The organism is Streptomyces bambusae (assembly GCF_019400985.1).
Taxonomy (GTDB): Bacteria; Actinomycetota; Actinomycetes; order Streptomycetales; family Streptomycetaceae; genus Streptomyces; species Streptomyces bambusae_A.
Genome location: NZ_WTFF01000092.1, coordinates 1 through 23,968 on the forward strand (window position 1 = coordinate 1; position 23,968 = coordinate 23,968).

Consider the following 23,968-nt stretch of genomic DNA (forward strand, 5'->3'; position numbering starts at 1 on the left):
GCTCCGAGTGGGGCAGGACCGCTTCGCGCTCCGGCTCCGCGTGCGGCGACAGCCCGTAGCGCCGGCCACCCGCCGTGAGGCCGGTCGCGGGGCCCAGCGCGCCCACGGCGTCCGCCCGGGCGAGCAGCCGGGCCGCGTCCACGGTGGCCGTCGGCACGAGGAAGGACCCGAACGCGGTGCGCAGCCGCACCGGCCGCCCGGACCGGCTGCGCCGGAAGTGGGCGAGCAGCAGCCGGCGGGCACCCTCCCGGGTCAGCGCATCCAGGCCCAGTGCGCGCGCGGGTGCGTCCGCCCAGGGCAGGCGCTGGGCCAGCACGGCGGCGCTGAACAGGGCGTTCTCCAGGGCCCAGGCCGTCGCGGCACGCCGCTTCGCCGGTGCCGGGACGTCGTCGGTCGTCATCGGTCGGTTTTCCTCGGGGTCACGTGCGGGGGTCACTTGTCGCGCAGCATGTACGGCTGGTTGCCGATGACTTCGCCGTCGTAGGCGCTGATCAGCTCGTTGACGTGCTTGCCGTGGTGCGCCATCGCCCCGCGCAGCGAGTCGGAGTAGGCCTGCGGGGCGTGCGACAGCGGATAGTCGTAGGACTCGTCCAGCCAGGCCAGTTCGACCCAGCTGTCGGGGACGTCGTGGGGCGAGGCCGGCCCGCGCCCGTCGAGCGTGGCGATCACGTCGTGCTTGTTGACGAGGCTGATCACCCGGGTGGTGTGGTCGGCCGGGCGCTTGTTGTCGATCGGGGAGCCCAGCGTGATCACGTGGGTGATCCGGAAGGTGGCCGCCAGTTCCTCGTCGGCCGCCAGGTTCATCGCGGTCAGCCCGCCCAGGCTGTGGCCCACGATCATCAGGTCCGACCCGGCGGGCACCCCGGCCCGCCGCAGCAGCTTCCTCAGGGCCCGCGTGTACGTGGTGTCCGTGCGCAGGAGCCCGTCGAACGCCCCCACCACGTCCTGCGGGGTGCTGTTGCTCAGCAGTCCGAAGCTGGTCCCGGGCAGCAGCAGGACGTGCCGTACGGCGCCGTCGGCGCAGGCGACGCGGCGCAGCAGCACCAGGCCGTGGTTGCCCAGGGCCCCGATGTCGCCGACGTAGCTGACGATGTCGTTGCGGGACGTCGCCAGCACCTTGGCCAGGATGGCGTCCGGCTCGGCCCGCTCGGCCCGCCCCGGCCCCGGGTTGAGGTACTTCAGCAGCGAACTCGGCAGTCCCAGGAAGGGATCGGTGGTCGGCACGCCGCCGGCGAGGGTCACCCAGGAGAAGTCGTCGTTGGCCGGGTTCGCATCGAGCATCCCGAGCAGCGCCAGCAGTTCCATGAGCACGGGGCTGAGCGTGGTCAGGGCACGGGTGACGCCCAGCCGCTCGAGCAGCGCGTACAGCGCCCGCAGTGCCTCCAGCCGGTCGCCCGCCACCATCGCGTCCGTCAGCCGCCTGGCCAGGGGCGAGTCGAGATTGGGGTGTTCGGCCGCGGCCGCCCGGATCCGCAGGGCGAACGCGTCCACCGCCATGGCCACCTTGGCGGGGCGGCGCAGGGTGACGCTGCCGGCCATGCGTGCGAGTTCGCCGAACAGTCCGCCGTTCGCCCCGAACCCGAGCCCCGCCGGGCTGGTCAGTGCCTTCGCGCACGACACCGCCGTGCCGAGCGCCCAGCCGGGGCGGCGCAGCGCCTGGAGGCCGAACCCCCAGCTGGAGAGCGCGCCCGTCAGCTCCGCCCCGGCCTGCCGCGCCGTCAGGGCAGCGTCCGCCAGCAGCACCGAGGCCGCGATCATCAGCTCGGCCTCGGTCCGCTCCGGGTGGTCAGGCCGCTCCGGCTGCGGCACGGCTTCCTCGGGCGGCGTTTCGCGCCAGCCCCGCTGCATCCGTTCCTGCCGCTCGGGAAGGCGCCGAGCCGTTTCGTCGACCACCTGAGGCGTCACGTTCCAACCTCTCGTCCTGCGCGACGGCCGTGCCGCCCTGCCCGGTCTGTGCGCACGTATGGTGGCACCGGCCGGGCCCCGCCCGGCGCCGTCCGGGCGTCGTCCGGGAGTCGTACGGAGTCGTACGGGCGTCGTGCGGGGCGCCCGGAAGGCCGTCCCACGCCCCGGGGATCCGCTGTCCGGCGCCCGCCGGCCGGGCGGGTGGGGGAGCTGGGACAGCCCGGTATCCGATGGGCGCGCGCGGGTGAGTGCCGGGGCGCCGGGTTGACCGGCCGGCCGCTCATCCGGGCAGGGTGGCTTCGTCCAAGATTTCGCCAAGGCCGCACCACGGCTCGCAAAGGCGCGTGTCGCCGGCCGGAGCGGTGCATAGGTTCTCCCGGTATGACCCTTCCTGATCCACGTTGTGAGGCCGATCCACGGTGCGAGGCCGATCGGCGCACCGCCGCCGGGCGGCGCCGGTTCCTGCGGTCCTCGCTGGCCGGCGCGACCGCCCTGACCGCGGCGGCCGGTCTCGCCTCCTGCTCCCCTCCGGGGCCGCTCGCCGTCCGCGGTGAGCGGCAGCGCGCACGGCCCACCACGCCCGAGGCCGCGCTGGGCGAGCTGGAGGCGGGGAACCGGCGCTGGCGGACCCTCCACGAGCGGCATCCCGACGAGACCCGCAGCGTCCGCCAGGCCCTGCTCGTCGGCCAGCACCCCTTCGTCGTCGTACTGGGCTGCGTCGACTCCCGGGTCCCCCCGGAGCTCGTCTTCGACCAGGGGCTCGGCGACCTGCTGACCGTACGCTCCGCGGGCGGGGTGCTGGACGAGGCCGTGCTGGGCAGTGTCACGTACGGAGTGGTGGAGCTGGGCATCCCGCTGGTCGTGGTGCTGGGGCACCAGTCGTGCGGGGCGGTGGCCGCGGCGGTGCATGCCGAGCAGGAGGGCACGCAGTTGCCCGGCCACATGCGCTACCTCGGCGAGCAGATCCGCCCCGCGATCGACCGCAGGCTCCAGGGGCAGGCGCGCATCGACGCGGCCGTCACCGCCAACATCCGGCTGGTGCGCTCGCGGCTGGCCGCGGAGCCGGACCTGTCCTCCCGGATGTCCGCCGGGACGCTGGCCGTCGTGGGCGCACGGTACGAACTCACCAGCCAGCGGGTGCACCGCATCCCCTGACCGGCCGTGGCGGCGGTCCCTCAGCGGCGGCCGGCGGCGCGCAGGTCGGCCAGGAGCTCGGCCTGCCCCTCCAGGACCCCGGAGAGGATGCCCCGCGCGACCCGGAGCAGCTCGGCGACCCGCGGGCTGGTGAGCCGGTAGTAGACGGTGGAGCCCTCGCGGCGGGCCAGCACGAGGTTGGCCTTGCGCAGGACCGCGAGCTGCTGCGAGAGGCTGGCCGCCTCCACGCCGATCTCGGGCAGCAGTTCGGAGACCGCGTGCTCGCGCAGGGAGAGCAGCTCCAGGACCCGGATCCGGACCGGGTGGCCGAGGGTCTTGAAGAACTCCGCCTTGAGCTGGTAGAGCGGCATGCTCACCTGTGCGGCGCCACGGTCGGCCTCGGGCGTATCTCCCGTCTCACCCGCCTCGCCCGTCGCACCTGTTGCACCCGCCTCGCCCGTTGCACCCGTCCCGCCGGTCGCCCCCGTTGCACCCGTCCCGCCCGTCCTGCCGATCCTGCGCACCCGTTCCACCCCAGCTCGCTCTGCACCGCGGGGACGGCCCTTCCGTCCCTGCACGCACACAGTGTGCGGCGTCGACACGTGTGGATTCCCGTACTTCCCTGACAACCCCGTACGGGTTCGGGCCCGTACGCATCCGGGCCCGCATGCGCACGAGGCGCGGGCGGGGCGCACCCGAGATGCGGGCGGGCCACCCGTTCGCCAGACTGGCAGTACGCGGACGTGCCGCTGCCGGCGCCGTGACCGCCGGCCCGTGACGAAAAGGCCGCTGCGATGACCGCCGAGTCCTTCTTTGTCCTGCGTACCGAAGACCTGCTGCTGCTCACCGTCGACGTGCGCAACCTCCGCCGGGAGGGCTCCCGCCTGGTCCGGGAGGACCCCGGCGAGGAGGCCCTGCTGATCTTCACGGTCCCTGCCCAGCACGTCGGCGAGACCGTCCTCTCCGCGCAGGCGCTCGCCGCGTTCCCCGAGACCGTGCCCACCTTCGTCTGCGGCGACTCGACGCTGGTGTTCCGGCTGCCGGACGGCCAGGACTCCGTCCCGCTCGACTCGCAGGCGCTGCTGGACTGGAGCCGCCTGCAGTCCCTGGCGGTCCCCGACGGCCGCTTCCCGGACGAGCCCGGCACCAACCTCTTCGACGGACTGCCCTGCACCGCCGTCGAGTTCCCCACCCGGCTGCTGCTCGGGCACGATCCGGGCGCCCGCTGGACGGCCCCGGCCCGTCCGGTGCGCCTCGACGGCGTGTGCGAGCTGTTCCACGCCGAACTGGCCGGGCCGGAGGGCGGCGAGGCCCTGCTGCGGGCCTTCGCCACCCCGCTCGACCGGCCGCCGCGCACCGGTCTGCCGCTGACCGAGGACCACCTGCGCGACCTGGTGGCGCTCACCCAGGACCCGGACCTCATCGGCTCCGAGGGCGTACCGGTGCGCAGCCCGCTGCGCGCCGAGCGCTTCGTCCTCACCCCGCTGGGCGCCTCGGTGCGACTGCGGGGCGAGTGGGGCGGGACACCCGTCACCACCGTCATGGGCTACCAGCACACGGCTGAGCTCGGCCGCGACCAGTTCGTCAAGGTGGTCGAACGCGGCTTCCTGAGCACCGGTCACCGGGCCCTGCTCACCGTCACCAGCCAACGGATCTTCGCCGACCCCGGCGACGGCACCCGCACGGCCTACCTCCTGGCGGAGCGGCACATCACCGTCGCCGAGCCGGAGGTCCGCTACGGTCCGCAGTCGGGGTACCGGCACGGCGGGCGGGAGATGCCCTTCCGCTCCCTGCGGATCACCGACACCACCACCCCGCCGGTCCAGGACAGCGGCCTGCCCGCCTTCTGGGTGACCCGCGAGGACACGGGGGAGCCGTACCGCTTCACCTGCGTCGCCACCGACGGCGAGGGGCGCACCGTCACCTTCGACACGCCCGCGGTCTTCGTCCGCGCCGACGCCGTCGGCGGGCCGGCATTGGGCAACGCCTACCACGACCCGGCCGTCGAGGACCGCCGCATCATCGGGCTGAACGGACAGGTCACGGCGCTCGCCGAGCCGGTGCGCGGCGCCTCGGGCGCCACGGCCGTGCCGGTGTCCAGGATGCTGCTCGGCCTGGTTCCCGCGAGCGGGCACGCGCTGGGGCAGCTCCCCTCCATGGTGGCCGCGCAGGCGCGGGTTCCCGCCGTGGAGCAACTGACCGGACTGGCCGACGAGGTGGACGTCCTCCTGCACGACGCGTACCTGGCACGCGGCATGGAAGGCCAGCCCACCGGGGCCTTCCTCCGGCTCGTCGAGGCCGTCCCGGTCGCGTTCGGCCAGGGCAAGGGCGGCGGCATCGTCCGGCCCGACACGGTGGTCCAGGCGGTCACCGCCCGGGCGGGTGTGCTGCCCGCCGAGTTCGCCGAACTCCGGGCTGCCGCACAGGGAGTGGGCATCGACCGGCTGGGGGAGATCTTCGGCGCGGCCCGGCTGCTCGGCGCGATCAACCTGTTCACGCTGCTGGACGACGTCGGACCCGAGGCCGTACGGGAGCTGGCCACGCTCACCGAGCAGGAGATCGAGCGCCGCCTGACCCGGGCGGCGCCGGGCCTGCTGCCCGTACCGGTCATGCGCGCCCTGACCCTCGCGGACCGGCGCGAGGTGCGCTACCTGTGGAAGCCGGCGCTGAAGCGGGAGCCGGTGCCCCTGGACGAGGCGGGGATCGCGGCCATCGACACCTCGCGGGCCGTGCTGGTCATGGAGGCCACGACGGTCGCCTCGGCCCGGGCGGTGGAGCAGTCCACCGTGCGCGGCGAACTCACCGACTTCGCCCTGACCTTCGCCGGCATCGTCAGGGTCCGCATCGGGCGGCTCGCGTTCACCGCCCGTCCGGGAAGCCGTCCCGACCTGACGGCGCAGGGCCTGGAGGTCGGGTTCGAGGACGCCCTCCAGTTCGTCAACAAGCTCAAGGAGCTGTTGCCCGCGGACGGCTTCGGCCGCGGCGCGTTCGTGGACGTCGGGCGGGACGGCATCACCGCCGGCTACACCCTGGCCGTACCGGCGGTCACCTTCGGCGTGTTCACGCTGAGCAACGTCACCCTCTCCGCCGCCCTGACCATCCCCTTCGAGGAGCGGCCCGCCACCTTCCGCTTCTCCGTATCCGAACGCCACCAGCCCTTCAACGTGAGCGTGGCGCTCTTCGGCGGCGGCGGGTTCTTCTCCCTGGTCGTCAGCACCCGGGGCGTCGAACTCATCGAGGGATCGCTGGAGTTCGGCGGGAACGCCTCCCTGGACATCGGCGTCGCCAGCGGCGGGGTCCATCTGATGGCGGGGATCTACTTCGCCCTGACCGAGAACACCGTCACCCTCTCCGGCTACCTCCGGTGCGGCGGCTACCTGTCCGTCCTGGGGCTGGTGACCGTATCCGTGGAGTTCCGCCTCCAGCTCACCTACGTCCAGGACGAAGCGGCCGGCACCTCCGCAGTCTTCGGCGAGGGGTCGCTGACCGTCAGCGTGAAGGTGGCCTTCTTCAGCAAGTCCGTCCGGCTCGGCCTCCAGCGGCGCTTCGGCGGATCACCGCTGCAGCCGGGACCACGGGGCCTGCGCGAAGCCCCGGCGGCCGCGGGCTTCGCCGACCTCGTGGACCCGCAGGACTGGGGCCGGTTCTGTACGGCGTACGCCCCGGAGCAGCCGTAGGAAGCGAAACGCAGGACCCGTGCGAGCCGTGAGCCGTGAGACGCAGGAGAGAGCCGTGAGCAGACTTCAGCGGATCCAGTGGGTGGTGCTGCCGGCCGGGCTGTCGTCCGACGGGACGACGGCCCGGATCTCGGTCTTCGTCGCCCCCCGCCTCGACGCCGACGGACCGACCACCCTCGACCGGTTCCCCGACTTCCTGGACTGGCCCGCCCGCCTGGCCACCGCCCTGTTCTTCCTCTCCGAGACCGACGCCGAGGGCCGGCCCTCCGGAACGGAGACCGGCCCGCTCGACCGCGCCGGCCCGGCCCCCGATTCCGGCCTGTGGAGCCGCCTGTTCACCGGGGACACCCCCGTGACCCCCTTCGGCTTCGACGACTTCAGGAGCACGGTCAAGGTGTCCTACCCGGCGAAACAGCTCGCCCAGGACACCCGCAAGGCCTTCGCCGAGGTCGCCGCGGAATTCCCCGAAAAACTCCCCGCGGCCACCGACATGAGCCAGCGCGTGGGATTCGCCGCCCCCACCGGCATGCTCGCCCGGCTGGCCGACATCGGCACGGCCCTGGAGGAGGCCGACCGCGCCATCGAGCTCGACCCCGACGGCTCCGCCGAGCCGGTCCTGGGTTCCCACGACGCCTTCCTCGCCTTCCACCAGCACGAGCGGTCCGTCACCGAGGGCGCCCGCGCCACCCGTACGGCCCCGCCCGCCCGGCCCACCCCGCCCACCGTCGACTTCCACCAGGTGCTCTCCGTACTGGGCGACCACCCCACCCTGCTGCGCCGCCTGGGCCTGGTGGTCGACCTCACCGTGCCGGCCGACCGCATCGCCGAGGCCAGGGGCACCCGCGGGCTCGCCCTCGCTCCCCGGTTCGCCTCCCTGCTGCCCGACGCGGCCACCGAGGACCTGACCCCGGCGACCCGCTACGTCCTCGACGCCGGTGACGCGTTCTGCGCCGCCTCCGCCGGCGCGGACCCCCTCGGCCCGCCCGCCCGAGGTCTGCTCGCCCTGCCCGAGGACGACTACTCGATCGAGCAGGCCGACATCGACGGCATCAACCTCAAACTGGTCGCCGCGGCCCGGGTCTCCGCGGCGGCCGACGGGATCATCCCCGGCGACAGCCGCGCACTGCAGGCCACCCCGCCGACCCTGCGCACCACCGGCATCGCCCTCGTCCGCTCCGGCCGCGCCCGGACCCTTCAGGCGGACTTCCGCCGCGCCGAGCGGGAGGAACAGGCGCTGCGGTCGGGCAGCCCGCTGCCGCTGACCGCCGAGGACCTGGTCCGCGGCTACCGCATCGACGTCTTCGACGGGACCCGGCAGCGCTGGTTCTCCCTCCACGAACGCGTGGTCCACTACCGCGCCCCGGACGGCGGCGGCCCGCTGACGGAGTCCGTCACCGACGAGGGCTTCTTCCAGACGGCCCTCGCCGAGCCCGAAGGGCCCGTGGCCCGCGTCCACGTCCACGAACACGTCGTCAGCTGGGACGGCTGGGCGCTCTCGGCGCCCCGCCCCGGCAAGGCCCTGGTGGACGAGGGACCCGGCGACGAGGAGAGCACGCCCGAACCGCCCGGCCCCCGCCGGATCGCCAACCGGGCCGTCACCGGCCTCCCGATGGAGATCGAGGCCGAGGCCCGGCCCGGGTCGCTGCCCCGGCTCCGCTTCGGGCGCCCGTACGGCCTGCGCGTGCGCACGGTGGACCTGGCCGGCAACGGCCCCACCCTCGCGGAGGCCGAACAGCTCACCGACCAGGACGTCCTGACCCTGCCCCCGGCCGGCGGCGGTGAGACCTTCCGCCGGTACGAGGCCGTGCCCGCGCCCGTCCTGCTGCCCCGGGCCCCGTACACCGACGGCGACTTCGCCCACCGGATGGTCATCCGCAGCGACGCCGGACTGACCGCCGCGCAGTACGCCGACACGTTCAACGCCGACCCGCCGGCCGACGCGGTCGCCCCGGCCCCGTACCGGCCCGTGGACGAGCGGCACCTGGTGGCCCCCAAGGCCTCCCTGGAATGCGTGGAACGCCACGGGCTGCTGGACGCGGCCATCGGCTCCGCCGACCCCGCGGTCCAGCGGGCGGTGTACGACCTCGCCGTACGCGAGAACGGCGACCTGTCCGACCCACGGCTGCCCGGCATCGCCTTCGTGGACCTCCCCGCCACCGACGGCCGGCCCGCCCAGCGCTACGTCCTGCACACGGGGGACGCGGTCGAACTCCCATACATCCCCGACCCGCTGTCGCTGGGCCTGGTCCTCCACGACCTGCCCGGCCGGGCCGCGGACGACCCGCTCGAAGTGCTCTGGGCCGGACCCCAGTGGCACAGCCCCCGTTCGCTGCTGCTGCGCCTCGTCGAGGGCACCGGGCCGCCCCGCTTCGACCCGGCCTCCCGGGTGCTGACCGTGGCCCTGCCCAAGGCCGCGAAGGCCACCGTACGGATCAGTTCGAAGGCCTCCGTCAACGAGCGGCTCTTCGGCATGCTCCACTGGTGCCGCAAGGTGCTCGGCGGCGGTGCACCCTTCGAGAAGGTGATGGCCGCCGTCCGCGTCAACCGGCACTGGATGGTCACCCCATGGCAGGAGCTGACGCTCGTGCACGCCGTCCAGCGGCCCCTCGTCACCCCGCAGCTGAACCTCTTCGACCTCACCCTCCTGACCAGGAACGTGGGCGACACCCACGAGCACCTGGCCGGGCAGGTGGAGCTGGACGAGCCCAGCACCGAGCGGATCGACCTGCTGGCCCACTGGACCGAGCAGGTGGACGACCCGGGCGAACCCGCGCCGCGGACCGAGCCCCGGACGATGACCACCCGGGTGTTCCAGCTCCCGCTCGCCGAGGCCGGGCGCCTCGGCCCGGGCGTGGACATGCTGAACACCCCGAGCGCGCTCGACGGCAACACGCTGTTCTTCAGTACGGCGGCCGCCGCGGCCGAGGCACAGGCGGAGGGGAAGGGGACGGCCACCCCGGAAGCACAGGAGTTCGGCGACACCAAACACCGCCTGGTGCACTACGAACCGGTGGCGACCAGCCGCTTCGGCGACTGCTTCCCGCCGGAGTTCGCCGCCCGGCCCGAGCTGGGACTGCTCTCCCGTACCGGCGAACGCGTCGAGCACGTGGTGCTCAGCAGTACCAAGCCCGACCCGCCCGCCCTCCTGGACTGCCTGCCCACCCTCGGCGTCGAGAGCTCCGGAAGCCTGCCGGACCCGGTGGTGCGCCGCCGCCGCGGCGGCGGCCTGCGGATCTACCTGGCCCGGCCGTGGTTCAGCTCCGGTGACGGCGAGCTGCTGGCCGCCCTGGTCACCGAGGAGGGCATGGAACCCGAGTTCGGCAGCGAGCCCTTCGTCACCGTGGCGGGCCGCGACCCCAAGCACCGGTCGGCCCCCGTCGCCTTCCCGACCGCACAGAACTTCCCTGGCGCCGAGGTGGTGCAGAACGGCCTCGTACTGCCCGCCCCCGCCTTCCTCTTCGACGGGTTCACCGTCACCGCCGCCGGCTTCGCCCCGCGCTTCGACACCGGGAGCGGCCGCTGGTACTGCGACCTGGACATCGACCTGGGCGAGGCGTACATGCCGTTCGTCCGGCTGGCCCTGGCCCGCTTCCAGCCGCACTCCCTGGAGGGCGAGGCCCTGTCCCCGATCGTGCACACCCCGGTGCTGCGGACCCTGCCGGAGCGGGTGCTGACGGTGGAGGGCGAGGACCCGCTCCTGATCACCCTCTCCGGCCCGAACTACCTCACGCAGTTCCTCGTCCCCGACGTGATCGCCGTACTGCAGCGCCGCGACCCGGACCTGGCGGACGAGGCGGTCGCCTGGACAGCGGTCGAGGAGACCTTGGTCTCCCTGGAGACCGAGGACACGCAGAGCCCGGTGCAGACCTACACCGCCGAACTCCCGCTGCCCGACCCGCTGCCGCCCGGACCGCTGCGGCTGCTGGTCGTCGAATCCGCCCTGTCCGGCTCGGACTTCGCGGTGAGCGAGGACTTCGGCCCCCTCGGCAGACAGCTGGTCTACGCGGACACCGTGCCGCTGCGCTGAACCGGGCGGCTACGACTCCGTCCTGCGACGACGGTCACCCCGTGGCACTGCGGATACGGGCGGCGGTGGCCCGGAGGTGGTCGAGGACCTCGGGGTCGGCGTCGAGCGTGTAGTCGGCGTCGAGGCCCGCGAGGGTCTGGGCGATGCGGGGCAGGAAGTCGTCGGAGGCGTCCACGCGGCAGGTGTCGTCGTCGATCGGCCGCAGGCGCGTGCCGAGGCCCGGAAGGCGGGCGCGGACCCGCTCGGCCGGGGCCCGGACGGTGGCGACGGCCCGGTGGCGGGTGGGGACGGCGGACAGCCGGCCGGCCACGAAGGCGGCGGGATCGCCGCCGGGGACCGGGCGGGCCGCAACCCGCCGCCCGGTGGGCGCGGCACCGGTGATGCGGTCGAGCCGGAAGAGCCGCCAGTCGTCCTTGTCGGTGTCGTGGGCGAGCAGATACCACAGGCCGCCCGAGTCGACCAGGTGGCAGGGCTCGGCCCGGCGCTGGGCGGCGTCGCCCTGGCGGGTGGTGTAGCCGAAGGTGACGATCTCGTGGTCGCGGCAGGCGACGGCGAGGGTGGCGAGCAGGGCAGGGTCGGCACGCGGTCCTCGACGGGGCTCCCAGACGATGCCCGCGGTGGACTCCTGGAGCGCACCGACCCGGCTGCGCAGCCGCCGGGGCAGGACCTGCTCCAGCTTGGCCAGGGAGCGCAGGGCGGTCTCCTCGATACCGGTCAGGCCGCCGGCGGCCGTCCGCAGCGCGACGACGATGGCGACGGCATCGTCGTCGTCGAGGAGCAGGGGCGGCAGGTCCGTGCCGGAGGCCAGGCGGTAGCCGCCGGCGTGCCCCCGGGTGCTCTCGACGGGATAGCCCAGCTCGCGCAGCCGGTCGATGTCACGGCGGACCGTGCGGTCGGTCACCTCCAGCCGGTCGGCCAGGTCCGCGCCGGACCATTCCCGCCGGGTCTGCAGCAGGGACAGCATCCGCAGCAGGCGGGCGGTCGTGTCGCTCGTCATGACTCCACTATGCGGCCCTCACAGGACAGAAACTGTCCGGAAAGCCTCCTACGGTGGACGCCGAGCCCGAACAAGAAGTGATGGAACCGGAGGTTTCCCATGAAGATCGCAGTTCTCGGTACCGGCGGCGGCGCCCGCGCCCACATCGCCAAGCTCGCCGAGCACGGCCACGAGGTCCACGTCGGCACCCGCGACCCGCAGGGCACCCTCGCCCGGACCGAGCCCGACATGATGGGCAACCCGCCGTTCGGCCAGTGGCTCGCCGGCCACCCGGGCATCGAACTGCACACCTTCGCCGACGCGGCCGCCGCGGGCGAGCTGGTCATCAACGGCATCGACGGCCACAACGCGGTCGCCGCCCTCTCCGCAGTCGAGGCGGAGCTGGCCGGCAAGACACTGATCGACTACGCCGTTCCGTACATCTACGACCCCGACATCGAGCACCCCTGGCCCACCCCCTGGGGCGTCAACCCCGTCCTGGACCCGTGCGACAGCGACAGCCTCGGCGAACAGATCCAGCGCGCCCTGCCCGCGACCAAGGTCGTCAAGGCCTTCGTGACGCAGGAGCAGGCCACCGTGGTCGACCCCCGGGCGATCGGGGGCGGGGACCACACCATGTTCGTCGCCGGGCAGGACGCCGACGCCAAGCGGCAGGTCACCGACCTGCTCACGAGCTACGGCTGGACCGACGTCCTCGACCTCGGCGGCATCGTCGCCTCCCGCGGCATGGAGATGTACGCCCACATGCACGGCGCCATCGGCATCGCCCTCGGCTTCGGCACCCACTTCGGCATCAAGGTCGTCCGCTGAATGACCCGCCTGCCCCGCGTCACCGCCGCCCAGCGCCGGGACCGCCTCGTCCGCCGTCATCTCCTCACACCCTCCGCGCGGGAGAAGACGGCCGAGGCGGTGGCCGCGGCCCTGATCGGCCTGCACGCCACCGACCCCGCCACCGTCTTCCTCGCCGCCGCGGCCCGGATGCACGAGCCCACCGCCGCCGCCGTCGACCGCTCCCTCTACGACGCCCCCGCCGGCCTGCCCGCGCTGGAGCGCATCCGGTGCATGCGCGGCACCATGTTCGTCGTCCCCGCCGCCCTGGCCCCGGCCGTCCGCTCCGCGACCGTGCGCGACCCCCGCCGCCACCGCGCCCAGGCGCAGGCGGAACTGCGCCGCACGCTCGGCTGGGACGAGCGCCGCCACGAGGCGGTGGAGCGGTCCGTCCTGGAGGTCCTCGCGGCGCGCGGGCGGGCCACCGCCGCCCAGCTCGCCGCCGACGTACCCGACCTTCGCGAGCAGTTCGTCGTCTCGCCCGGCAAGCCGTACGAGTCCCGGCAGCGGGCGAGCACCCCCGTCCTCGGCGTGCTCGCCGCCGAGGGCCGTATCCGCCGGCACCGCCCGGCCGGCTCGTGGACCTCCGCGCAGTTCCACTGGTCACCGGCCCGGCCCCTGCCCGAGCTGCCGGCACCCGAGGCGAGGGCCGCCCTGGCCCGGCACTACCTGGAGCGGTTCGGGCCGGCGACCGTGGACGACCTGAAGTGGTGGACGGGCTGGACCCTGACCGACACCCGCAAGGCCCTGGCCGCCACCGGTGCCCTGGCCGTCGAGCTGGACGAGGGGACCGGCTACCTCCTGCCCGAGGACTCCGAGGACGTCGTGGACGCCGCCGACGTCGCGGCCGCCGAGGCCCGACCGGCCGCCGCCGAACCCGCGGCCGCCCTGCTGCCGAGCCTGGACCCCACCCCCATGGGCTGGCGCCACCGCGACTGGTACCTCGACCCGGAACACACCAAGGCCCTCTTCGATCGCAACGGCAACATCGGCCCCACCGTCTGGTGGGACGGCCGCGTCATCGGCGCCTGGGCCCAGCTCCCCGACGGCAGCATCCGCCACCACCTCCTCCACGACCCCGGCCGCGCCGCCCGGGCCGCTGTGGAGGCGGAGATCGCTCGCCTGTCCGCCTTCCTCGACGGCACCCGCGTCACCCCCTGCTACCGCACCCCGCTCGAACGCCGCCTCGCCGCCGGCGGCTGACGTCGGGGCGCACCCCGGTGCGAGGAGCTTCGACGCCTGCCGGCCGGCCCTACAGGCCGGCCAGCAGGCGTCCCGTGTAGCCCAGCATCACGGTCCAGAACAGGCCCGTGTAGCCCCGCTCGCCGATCCTGGTGTTGAAACGCCTGCCGAGGAACGTCGCGCCGAGCATCAGCGGCAGACACACCAGGGCGACGAGACAGTCCCCGCCCGTCAGCAGCGCGGCATCCGTCCAGACGGCGGTCTTCGTGAGGTCCCCGACGAGCGAGGCCAGCGACAGCGCGCCCACCAGGTGGAGGCGGTCCAGGGCCAGTCCGCGGACCGCAAGCCCCTTGAGGGGGCCCGAAGTGCCGCTGAATCCGGACGTCGCACCCGCAGCGAGGGCCAGCACCGGGGAGCCGGCCCGCCGCCAGCGGGTGAGGTCGAGCGTCTCCAGCAGGAACGCGACGGCGAAACCGACGATGACCGCCACGGTCACGACCCGCTCGGGAGCGGAGACCAGCAGCGTGGCCCCCAGGAACGCTCCCGCGGCGACCAGCACGATCACGACGGCGGCCTTGCGGAAGGGCAGGGTCGCCCGGTACGCGTAGACCTTGACCAGGTTGTTGGCGCCGAGGAGAAGCGCCGCCAACGCCACCCCGGACTTCGTACCGAGCACGAGCGCCAGCGTCGGAACGAGGATCAGACTGCCTCCGAACCCTGCCGCGGCGGACAGCACGAAGGCGGCGGCCACAGCCAGCAGCACGACCGGAAGCAGAAGCGGATCCATCAGCGCCCGCCTTACGGGATCGTCGCCTTACGGGATCGTCGACAGGTCGATCTGGAACATCCCGCGACCGTGCGTCACGCACACGAGCGTCTCGTCCATCCAGAACAGGTCGTCGACCGAGCAGTTGGTCGGCCCCTCGTTGGTCGGCGACCAGCTCGCCCCGGCGTCCTCGCTGGCGAACAGACCGACCTCGGTGCCGCAGTAGAGCAGGTCCGTCCGCCGCGGATGCACCGCCAGGGCCCGGACCGGGGCGGGCGGCAGACCGCCCGCGAGGTCGGTCCAGCCCGCGCCGCCGTCCGTGGTCACCCACAGGTTGTCGTCCTCGTACCCGCCGAAGGTGACGTAGGCGGTGTCCGGGTCCGTCGGATGCACGGTGATGCCGGTGCAGAACCGCCGCGGTGCCAGGGGACTCGGTCCCGTCGCTCCGACCCGCTGCCAGGTCGGCGTCGACGCGGTGCCGTTGGCCGTACGGAAGACCATGCCGTTCTCGTGGCCCACCCACACCACGTCCGAGTCGCCGCGCGCCACCGCTATCGCGCTGATCATCGCGCCGGAGCCTGGCTTGACCGCGGCCCACGTCGGCCCGTCGACGGCGGTGTTCGCCGTCTTGGCGTCGTTCGTCCGCCACAGCGACACCCCGCCCGCCAGAATCCGGTTCTCGTCGTTCGGATCGAGCACGAACGGTGCGATGAAGAGCGCGTCCTCGTTCTTCGCGTCCGTGATGCGGAACGGCACCGGCTTCCAGTCCCACTCGCGGCTCGCGAAGTTGAAGAACTGGCCGCTGATGTAGCGGTCGCCCTGGGTGTCGTCGGTGGTGGCACCGTCGGTGTTGCGGTGGATGTTCAGGAAGACGTACTCGCCGTAGAACACGTCGGGGTCGGTCGGGTCGGAGGCGCACCAGCCGCCGTCACCGCCGAAGAACGGCCGCCAGTCCTGGGTGCCGAGGGCGGGGTCGAAGACGATCGAGCCGTTGTCCTGCGCTCCGCCGATGACCTTCCCGCTGCCGGCGTGGCCCGCCCCGGCGTAGAACTGCGTCACGCCGTAGTTGTTCACCAGCTCCGTCCAGCCGGTCACGAACGGAGGCTGCGGCTCGCTCCCGACGACCGCCAGGTCGTCCGCCCTGAACACGCCGCCGTCGTTGCCGAAGAACACCGTCCGGTTGGTGACCCCGTCGTAGGAGGGGTGCGAGACGATGGCGTGCTGGTCGGCGTGGGCCGAGTCGGGATGCCACCACGTGCTGATCTCGGCCAGATGGTCGCCGCCGTCCGTGCTGCGGAACAGGTTGACGCCGCCGACCAGCACCAGGTCCGAGTCGGTCGGGTCCCCGGCCCAGATGGCGTTGTCGTACCAGCCCTGGCCGCCCAGGTAGTCCGACGGCAGGCCGTCCGGGGTGAGCGTCTTGCGCTTCTTGTAGGTCCTGCCGCCGTCCGTCGAACGCCAGATCTGGCCGCTGGTCATCTGGACCGACGCGTAGACGATGTCCGGGTTCTGCTCCGCGTACGCCAGCTCGACCCGGCCGGCCCACGGACCGCCGACCGCGAGGTCCCAGGTGACACCGCCGTCACGGCTGAACCAGGCCGCGCCGTCCTGCAGCGCCCCGGCGACCGCCTTCTCGCTGTCCTGGGGATCGAATCTGACGTCGCCGAGCGGGATGTCCAGGACCTGGGTCCAGTGGGCCCGCGGGGTGTCGGCGCTGCGGAAGAGGCCGGTGGAGGTGGCCGCGAGGACGACGTTCCCGGACTGCGACACCGCGATCCGGCTCACGAACTGGAAGTCCGGCGTCTGGGTGGCCGCGAGCGGAGACCAGGTGACCGCGTCGGTCGTACGGAAGATGCCGTTGCCCCGGATGGCGTCGAGGTTGTGGAACGCCTCACCGGTTCCCACGTACATCGTGGACGCGTCGGACGGGTCCCGCGTGATGCAGGCGCACGCGAGGTTCGCCAGGAAGTCGTCGACGGGCTCCCACTGGGCACCGCCGTCCTCGGTGTGCCACACCCCGCCCCCGGCGCTCACGGCCCACATCCGGTCCGGGTCCACCGGGTCGATCACGATGCCACGGGTCCGCCCCCCGATGTTCCCGGGGCCGAGCCACACCCAGTTGGCCAGCTGCATCCCGGCCGTCGGGGCCGGCCCGCCCCGGTGACGCCGGCCGTTCGGACCGGTCGGCACACCTGCGGTCAGCGCCGGGGCCGCGCGGCTCAGCAGGGTCTCCGCCTGCTCGTGGGCCGCGCCCAGACCGTGTGGCCGGACGCTGCCGTCGTCGCTGCGCTCCTGCTTCAGGCGGAAGAGCCCACGGGCGGTGGGCAGGTCGGGGAAGTCGAGGCGGAGCAGGGCCCGCCGTACCACGCCTTCGGGCAGGGCCGCGAGCGCCTCGTTCGTCGTCCCGCGGCTTCGGGACAGCAACTGCACCTGCTCGACGCTGATGTTCTGCGCCTGGGCGACTTCTTCGTCCGAGACGGCCATGACGGCACCTCTGTTCGGGATGAGACGGGCACGGGGGAGCTACGGCGGAAGCTTGGGCGCCTGCTTCGGGGTCGTGCGGTCCAGTTCCACCTCCCACCTGCGCGTGCCCGTACGGGGATCCGCGGCCCTCAGGACCACGGCCCCGGAGTCGGCACGGCGGGCGAGCTCCACGCGTACGTCGCCGACCAGGCTCTGGTCCAGCACATCGGCGGGCCGCTGGTAGGGGGGAGCCTCCGGTGGTACAGGGGGTGGTACCGCCGCATCGGCGCGCACCGGAGGTGCTTCCGCCTCCGGCAGCACCTCCACCCCGCCGGTGCGTGCCGGATCGACCCGCAGTGCCCCGTATGCCTCGCGCCGGGACTCCTTCAGTACCTGCTCGCTCGGAGCGGCGCCCCCGCCGTACCACGACCGGGCGACCCAGCGAAGCACCACGGCCCCGTCGTCCGGCTCGGTACGCAGGGTGAACTCGCGGGTGTCGTCAAGCGTGCAACGAGCCCAGGGCGGCAGGTCGACCGGCTCCGACACCCAGCGGTCCGCACCGCTTCCGCCGTCGAGCACCACGACCACCAGCGTCGGCGACGGACTGATCCGCAGGGCCACGACCGAACCGGCACGCAGAGCACACGGCCGCAACGGGGGCCCGTGGCGCCACAGCAGCGCGCCGGTCTCCAGGTCCAATGCCATCAGCGCACCCTCGTGGTCGTGCACGACGGCCTGCCGGCCGTGCTCGTCGACCACGCCGCGCGGGACTCTCGCCATCCGGCCCCCAGGTGGGACATCGCAGGAACGCGGGATGTGGGATGTGGGACGCGGAATCACGGGCCGGGGCGCCGGAGCCGTCACGTGTGCGGGCCGCGCCCGGCGCGACCGAGAAGGTCCGCGGCCCGGCCGTGGGCCACAGCGCATACTCATCGTCTCTCCGGCGGAGCGGGACGGCAACCGGAACCGCCCTGCCCGCACGACAGTTGACGCTTCCACAACGCGCGCCGAGGCCGCCCCGGCCACTGATCGACTTCTCGGGCGTGACCGCAGGTCATATGAGTACGCGTACCCGGCGTGGAGGAACGGCGCCTCCGGCCCCGCCGGCGACCCCCGGAGGCCACCCGCCTTCGGGCCCGCACAACGCAACTGGCGGACGCCGTTGCTTGTTGTCCGCCGGCCGCCGGGCAGGCGAACGCAGAGGGCCGGGACCGGTGGCGGGGCCACCGGTCCCGGCCCTCCCGGGTGCCGGCTCGTTACATCGGCTCGGGGAAGATGTCGCCGATGCTCCAGCCGCAGCTGAAGCACGGGACCAGGTAGGTCTCCGGCTCGGTGTCCAGTGCCTGGAGCGCGAGGATCTGGCTCATGGATGCTCTCCTTGTTCTTCTCGGGTCGTGTCGGTCGGTCACTGCATACCTGGGCACGGGGGACACGGGGGTTGCTCGCCGCCGTGCCCAGGCGTTCATGGGACGCCCCGTCCGGTGGCGTCAGCCGGCTGCCGGGATCCGGGGGCGTACGTGGTGGGGCTCCGCCAGGAGCGGACCGGCCAGCAGGCGGTGCAGGGCCAGCAGGACACCGGCCCCGCCACTGGACAGGTCGGCGGTGAACCGCTGCGAACCCGCTCCGAGGAAGCGGACCCCGCGCCGGTACGGGACGGCGTACTTCAGCAGACCGGTCGCGGCGCGCACGGCGTCCGCGCGGGCGGCGTCCGTGCCGGTGAGCTCGGCGTGCCCGGTCAGGAACCAGGTCAGTCCCGCCAGCCCCCGGTACAGGCCCGCCTCCTTCGTGGCGCAGGAGACCCGGATCCCGGTGACCAGCCTCGGCAGCGCCGCGGCGCAGCGCTCGTCCGGCGCGGTGGCCACGTAGTGGGTGAGCACCGCCGCGACCCCGGCCGCACCCGTGGCCAGGTACGGCATGGCACGGGTGAGCCGCGCGTTGTCGGAGACGGACAGGGCGCCGTCGTCCAGCGGGAAGGTCCGGTCCAGCTCCTGGTGGAGCAGCAGGCGGCCCGCCTCCAGGTAGCGGGCCTCGCCGGTGGCGCGGGCCAGACGGTGGAGGAAGAGGGCGAGCCCCGAGCGGCCGTGCAGCAGGCCGCGGGCGTCGTGCTCGCCGAGGGCGGCCGACAGGTCGCGGATGCCCAGCAGGGCCTCCCCTGCCGCGACGGCCCGCTCCAGGTGGCCGGCCTCCCCGGTCAGCCGGTGCAGGGCGAGCCAGCCCAGGCCGACCCCGGCCCGGCCGCCGGCCAGCGTGCCGCAGGAGGCGGTGAGCGGGTGGCCGTCGGCGTCCCGGAGCAGGTCGACGGCCTCGTCCAGCCGGCCGAGGCCGGCCAGCACCCGGGCGATGCCGGCCGAGCCGACGAGCAGTCCGGGGGGCAGCGCGTCGCGCAGCGCCAGGGTGTCGCGGCGCAGCCGTTCGCCGATCTCCTCCGGCACCGGGACCCCGGCGCGGTGCAGGGCGTGCACCACCCCGGCCGTGCCGTAGGCCAGGCACACGTTGTTGGTCCGGAACGCCTCGGGCGAGGGCGGGAACGCCCACTCCGGCCGGTCGGCGTCGGCCGTCTCCAGCAGCCCCGCGGCCACCTCCTCGGCCAGCCGGGTGAGGCTGCCGCGCGGGTCGGCGTCCAGCTCGGCGGGGGAGGGCAGGCGGTAGGGACCGTCGTGGCCCGGCGCCTGGTCCGACGCCCGGTCCTGCGCCCGGTCCTCCGTCAGGTGGAAGGCGGTCGCCCGCTGCCACAGGTCCTGCGGCGGAGCCACGTCCGCCAGGTCGCGGCGCAGCAGCGCGAGGTTGGCGGGCGCGTGTTCGGCCATCTCGTTGAACGGCGCCAGACAGGCGAGCGCGACCGCCGACATGCCGTACCGGTCCCGCAGCAGCGGATCGGTGTCGGTCCGGAGCAGGCCGGGCGGCGGCGTGAACCCCGGGGTGCCGATCCCGGAGGGTGCCGCGGACAGCGCCGAGGCCGCCTCGAAGTCCACCAGCCGGACCCCGCCCGACGGCGTGACCAGGACGTTGCCCGGGCTGAGGTCACCGAACCGGTAGCCGACGGCGTGCAGCCGCTCCAGCGAGGCGTCCAGCCCGGCCAGCAGGCCCCGGCAGGCCTCGTAGTACGCGGCGACGGACTCGGCCGTGCGGTCGGCGCGGGCCAGCGGGGTGGACCGGCTCAGCCAGCCCACCAGCGGCTGCCCCGCGACGAACTCGGTGACGAGGAAGTCGTGCTCCCACTCCGTGAAATGGTCCAGTGGCTCCGGGGCCACCCCGGGGGCGGCCGCGTGCAGCTCGCGCAGCACGCGGTACTCGTGCCGCAGCCGCGCTTGCGCGTCGGTCCCGTCGAAGACCAGGCCGTTGTGGGCGCGGGCCTCCTTGACGAAGACGGTGCGGCCGGTGCGCCTGTCCCGGGCCTGGTAGGCGCCGCCGGCGTTGCCCAGGCGCACCGCGCGGGTCACCTCGTAGTCGCGGATCAGGATCGGGCCCGCGTGCGGCTGCTCCTCCTGCTCGACGAACGGGTCCGCGATCCCCGCGGGCAGGTGGAAGGCGGGCAGCCGCAGGTCCACGACCTCGTGGCCGGAACCGTCGCGGACCAGGCCCTCCCGGGTGCCGTCGGCCCGCAGCCGGCTGCGGGCACCGAAGGAGCCGTAGCGGTAGTGGACCGTCCGGGAGTCGCGAAAGCGCCGGTCGGTGAGGACGTACGGTCCCTCCTCCCCGTCGAGCGCGTCGCGCAGGCGTTCCAGCAGCCGGCGGGCGGTGGCCGGGTCCGGCGGGTAGACGGCGCAGAACTTGCCCGCCTGGGCCCGCGCGGCGTGTTTGTGATGGAGGAACAGGAAGAAGAGCCGGGCGCTCAGGTGCTTGAACGGAACGCCTTCGGAGAAGCAGATCCCGGCGACGGTGTCGAGCACGTGCTGCGCCCGGTCCAGCCGCGCCGACACGTGGATCTTCCAGCCCTGCTCGGCGAGCCCGGTGCGCGGACTGCCCCAGATCGTCCAGATGCCCTGGGCGGCACCGCGCACACCCGGCGGCACCTCGCCGGGAGCGAAGCGCGGCCCGGGGTCGGCCACGCTGGGCAGCGGCAGGTAGTACTCCCGGTCCGCGAGCGCTTCGCCGAAGCCTTCGAGCACGGGGATCTCCTCGCAGGGTGGTAGGGGGCGGCCACAACGGTCGTGCCGGACGCTAGGACCGGCGGGTATGGAAACGGTTCGGCGCCGGCATGCGACCGGTATCACCGGTATCGGGCGAGATCGCCCCCCTCGGGGTGCCACGGGGCGGGAGACCCGCTCAAGGCCCGGTGGTGGCGGGGTGGAAAACATGGGGGGCTCTTCCCCATGTGGGGGAGGCGCCCCCCGTACCAGGATCGGGCGTGGGCCCGGAGCGGTGGGCCGGGGCCGAGGAGGGGCGATGGTGGCGGTGCAGGAGCGGGCTGGGGTCTCGCTGTCGGCGGTCGAGCGGTGGTGGCAGGCCGGGCTCGTCGGCGGTGGCCGGGGTGAAGGGCGGCCGGACTGGGCCGCGTTCGCCGAAGAGGCCTCGGCCGTCGCGCCCGAGGAGGCCGTGGCGCCCGAGCGGGACTATCCGGGGCTGAGCGGTTTCGAGTGGGTGCTGCGGCCGTTCACCCGCTGCGCGGGGGAGCGGCTGGAGCGGGGCGTGTCGGGGCGGGCGGGGAGGCTCGTGGACATGACCGCCGTACGGGCCGACCTGGAGCGGCACCTCAGCGGCAGGCTGGCACGGACGGCGGCACGGACGCTGGTGCTGGAACTGTACGAGGCGCGCTGCGCCGGGCGGCTCGACGGGGACGACCCGCGGGCCCGTTTCAGGGACTTCCTGGGGCATACCGCGTCCCGGCGCGGTCTGGCGGCCCTGCTGGCCGGTCGGCCGGTGCTGGCGCGGATCCTGGGGCGGGCGGCGCTCGACGCCGCGGACGCCGTCGTGGAGGCCCTGGAACGGCTGGCGGACGACCACGCCCGGCTGACCGCCGGCCTCCTGGCGGAGTCCGGCGGGGCCGCGCTCGTGGGCGTCGAGTTGGGCGCCGGCGACGGGCACCGGGGCGGACGGAGCGTGATGCTGCTGCGCTTCGCCGACGGGACCCGGCTGGTGTACAAGCCCCGGCCCCTCTCCGTGCACCGCCACTTCAACGACCTCGTCGCCTGGTTCAACGCGCTGCCCGACTCCGCGGACCTCCGTACGCTGCGGCTGCTCGACCGGGGCGAGTACGGGTGGGTGGAGTTCGTCGAAGCGGGGCCCTGCGCCTCCGCCGCCGAGGTCGAGACCTTCTACCGCCGCCAGGGCGCGCTGCTGTCGCTGCTGCACCTGATCGACGGCACCGACCTGCACCACGAGAACCTGATCGCCGCCGGTGCCCACCCGGTGCTGGTCGACGTCGAGACCCTGTTCCACCCGCAGCTGCCGGGCACCGCCACGGAGGACCCTGCCGCCCGCGCACTCCACGACTCGGTGTACCGCGTCGGGTTGCTGCCCCAACTGTTCGTGGGCGACCACAGTGCCCTGGACATGTCCGCGGTCGGCGGCGGCCGCGCAGCGGTGTCGCCCGTCGCCCGGGCGGACTGGGCCGACGCCGGCACCGACCGGATGCGCCTCGTGCGCAGGGCCGGGAGGTTCGGCGAGTCCGCCAACCGGCCACGTCTCGCGGGTGGCGCGACCGTCGAACCGACGGCCCACATCGAGGCGCTCTGCGCCGGATTCCGCGCCGGGTACGCGGCGATCGGCGCGGCCCGAGAGGAACTGCTGCACGAGACGGCCTTGTTGAAGGCGTTCGCCGAGGACGAAGTGCGGGTGGTGGTACGTCCCACCTGGGTGTACGCCACTCTGCTCGACGAGTCGACGCACCCCGATCTGCTGAAGGACGCGGGCGAGCGCCAGCGGGTTCTGGAGACCCTGCGGACCGACGTGTTCGGGACGGTCCCCGCGCCCGACCTGGTCGACGACGAGATCGCCCAGCTCTGGGCGGGGGATGTACCGCTGTTCACCGCCCGTCCGGGCCAGGACCGCCTGTGGGGCGCGCCGGAGCGGCCACTGGCCGGCCGTACGGACCTGTCCGGGATCGCCCGGGTCGCGGCGAGGCTCGCCGCCCTGGACACGGTCGACCGCCAGGACCAGGAGTGGATCGTGCGCGCCGCGATGGCGACGGCCTCCCGCGCGCCCGCGCACCGGCCCGTCGAGGAGCGGCGCACCCCTACGGCGGAGCGCGCCCCGGAGCCCGAGCGGCTGCTGTCGGCGGCCCGGTCCGTCGGGGACCGGCTGGTCTCCCTCGCGTACCGCGAAGGACCGCGCAGCAACTGGATCGGCCTGGAGCTCCTGGACGACCGCTACTGGCGGATCGGCCCGATGCCGGCCGACCTGGCCGGCGGGTACACCGGGTCGGCGCTGTTCCTGGCCCAGTTGGCGGCGCTCACCGGGGCCGGGCACTACGCGGAGGTGGCTCGTACGGCCCTGGCGCCGGTGCCAGGGCTGCTCGACGCGCTGAGCGCCCGGCCCGCGGACCTCCGCGCGGTGGGCTCGGGGGCCTTCTCCGGCCTCGGCGGCATCGCGTACGCGCTCGCCGAGACGGCACGGCTGCTGGACGATCCGGAGGTCGGCTCATGGGCGAGCGCCATGCTGCGGCTGGCGGGTACGGCGGCCCTGTCCGAGCGGGAGTACGGGGTGGGCGCGGGCGTGGCGGGCGGGCTCGTCGCACTGCTGGCCGCCCACCGGACCGCGGCCGGCGCCGGGGACGAGGGGCAGGAGACCTGGCGGGACGCGCAGGCCTGCGCGGACCGGTTGGCCGCGGTGGATCCCACGGCCGGCGGGCGGGGCTTCACGACGGGGGCCGCCGGGCTCGGATGGGCCCTGCTGCGGTTCGCCGAGGCTGAGGCCGAGGCTGCGGCGGGGTCCGGGGGCGGGGCGGCCGGGGGCGGTGAGCGGTACCGGCTCGCGGGCCTGTCCGCGCTGGGGGGGGGCGGGGGCCTGGCTCTTTTACACATCTCCCGGCCCCCGGGACCCAGGGTGGG

Annotated in this window: 14 protein-coding genes; 6 read left to right on the plus strand and 8 right to left on the minus strand. The window is 74.2% G+C overall.

The features are described from left to right. On the minus strand, positions 1–400 hold a 400-nt coding region (locus GPJ59_RS15095), incomplete at its 3' end, for a hypothetical protein (RefSeq protein WP_219667641.1). Between the two features lie 32 nt (positions 401–432). After that, complete coding sequence (locus GPJ59_RS15100) at positions 433–1,905, minus strand: lipase family protein (protein ID WP_219667642.1); 1,473 nt, start codon at positions 1,903–1,905, stop codon at positions 433–435. 381 nt (positions 1,906–2,286) lie between these two features. On the opposite strand from GPJ59_RS15100, the gene GPJ59_RS15105 reads away from it, so the two are divergent. Next, a complete protein-coding gene (locus GPJ59_RS15105) occupies positions 2,287–3,060 on the plus strand; it encodes a carbonic anhydrase (RefSeq protein ID WP_219667643.1) in 774 nt (257 codons plus the stop codon). Positions 3,061–3,080: 20 nt separating this feature from the next. Here the strand turns inward: GPJ59_RS15105 and GPJ59_RS15110 are convergent, their stop codons facing one another. Then, a complete protein-coding gene (locus GPJ59_RS15110; protein ID WP_219667644.1) occupies positions 3,081–3,416 on the minus strand; it encodes an ArsR/SmtB family transcription factor in 336 nt (111 codons plus the stop codon). Positions 3,417–3,833: 417 nt separating this feature from the next. On the opposite strand from GPJ59_RS15110, the gene GPJ59_RS15115 reads away from it, so the two are divergent. Then, entirely contained in the window at positions 3,834–6,716 is a 2,883-nt protein-coding gene (locus GPJ59_RS15115; protein ID WP_219667645.1) for a hypothetical protein, read from the plus strand. A 55-nt stretch (positions 6,717–6,771) separates the two neighbouring features. After that, positions 6,772–10,743: a hypothetical protein gene (locus tag GPJ59_RS15120; RefSeq protein ID WP_219667646.1), complete on the plus strand. Its 3,972-nt coding sequence runs from the start codon at positions 6,772–6,774 to the stop codon at positions 10,741–10,743. A 34-nt stretch (positions 10,744–10,777) separates the two neighbouring features. Here the strand turns inward: GPJ59_RS15120 and GPJ59_RS15125 are convergent, their stop codons facing one another. Beyond that, positions 10,778–11,740, minus strand: a complete 963-nt coding sequence (locus GPJ59_RS15125) for a helix-turn-helix transcriptional regulator (protein WP_219667647.1) — start codon at positions 11,738–11,740, stop codon at positions 10,778–10,780. 99 nt (positions 11,741–11,839) lie between these two features. Here GPJ59_RS15125 and GPJ59_RS15130 point away from each other — a divergent pair, with 99 nt between their 5' ends. Together GPJ59_RS15130 and GPJ59_RS15135 are read left to right on the plus strand one after the other, a co-directional pair. Then, positions 11,840–12,550 carry an NADPH-dependent F420 reductase gene (locus tag GPJ59_RS15130; RefSeq protein WP_219667648.1) on the plus strand — a complete coding sequence of 237 codons (711 nt, stop codon included), beginning with the start codon at positions 11,840–11,842 and terminating at the stop codon, positions 12,548–12,550. Further along, positions 12,551–13,771 carry a winged helix DNA-binding domain-containing protein gene (locus tag GPJ59_RS15135; RefSeq protein ID WP_219667649.1) on the plus strand — a complete coding sequence of 407 codons (1,221 nt, stop codon included), beginning with the start codon at positions 12,551–12,553 and terminating at the stop codon, positions 13,769–13,771. Positions 13,772–13,820: 49 nt separating this feature from the next. Here GPJ59_RS15135 and GPJ59_RS15140 read toward each other — a convergent pair whose 3' ends face one another. The 4 genes from GPJ59_RS15140 to lanKC all read right to left on the minus strand — a co-directional run bounded on the left by GPJ59_RS15140 (position 13,821) and on the right by lanKC (position 21,088). Further along, entirely contained in the window at positions 13,821–14,537 is a 717-nt protein-coding gene (locus GPJ59_RS15140) for a TSUP family transporter (RefSeq protein ID WP_219667650.1), read from the minus strand. A gap of 27 nt (positions 14,538–14,564) precedes the next feature. Beyond that, positions 14,565–17,000, minus strand: coding sequence for a WD40/YVTN/BNR-like repeat-containing protein (locus GPJ59_RS15145; protein ID WP_219667651.1), 2,436 nt, complete (start codon positions 16,998–17,000; stop codon positions 14,565–14,567). A 39-nt stretch (positions 17,001–17,039) separates the two neighbouring features. Then, on the minus strand, positions 17,040–17,759 hold the full coding sequence (locus GPJ59_RS15150) for a hypothetical protein (protein WP_219667652.1): 720 nt from the start codon (positions 17,757–17,759) through the stop codon (positions 17,040–17,042). 707 nt (positions 17,760–18,466) lie between these two features. After that, complete coding sequence (lanKC, locus tag GPJ59_RS15155) at positions 18,467–21,088, minus strand: class III lanthionine synthetase LanKC (protein ID WP_219667653.1); 2,622 nt, start codon at positions 21,086–21,088, stop codon at positions 18,467–18,469. Between the two features lie 178 nt (positions 21,089–21,266). Between lanKC and GPJ59_RS15160 the strand changes: the two genes are divergently transcribed. After that, positions 21,267–23,968: type 2 lanthipeptide synthetase LanM family protein (locus GPJ59_RS15160; RefSeq protein WP_374200853.1), on the plus strand; the 2,702-nt coding region annotated here is incomplete at its 3' end.

Coding starts and splice junctions, on each gene's coding strand:
- GPJ59_RS15145 (WP_219667651.1), bottom strand. CDS start 17,000: ATGGCCGTCTCGGACGAAGAAGTCGCCCAGGCGCAGAACATCAGCGTC.
- GPJ59_RS15140 (WP_219667650.1), bottom strand. CDS start 14,537: ATGGATCCGCTTCTGCTTCCGGTCGTGCTGCTGGCTGTGGCCGCCGCC.
- GPJ59_RS15130 (WP_219667648.1), top strand. CDS start 11,840: ATGAAGATCGCAGTTCTCGGTACCGGCGGCGGCGCCCGCGCCCACATC.
- GPJ59_RS15115 (WP_219667645.1), top strand. CDS start 3,834: ATGACCGCCGAGTCCTTCTTTGTCCTGCGTACCGAAGACCTGCTGCTG.
- GPJ59_RS15150 (WP_219667652.1), bottom strand. CDS start 17,759: ATGGCGAGAGTCCCGCGCGGCGTGGTCGACGAGCACGGCCGGCAGGCC.
- GPJ59_RS15105 (WP_219667643.1), top strand. CDS start 2,287: ATGACCCTTCCTGATCCACGTTGTGAGGCCGATCCACGGTGCGAGGCC.
- GPJ59_RS15125 (WP_219667647.1), bottom strand. CDS start 11,740: ATGACGAGCGACACGACCGCCCGCCTGCTGCGGATGCTGTCCCTGCTG.
- GPJ59_RS15135 (WP_219667649.1), top strand. CDS start 12,551: ATGACCCGCCTGCCCCGCGTCACCGCCGCCCAGCGCCGGGACCGCCTC.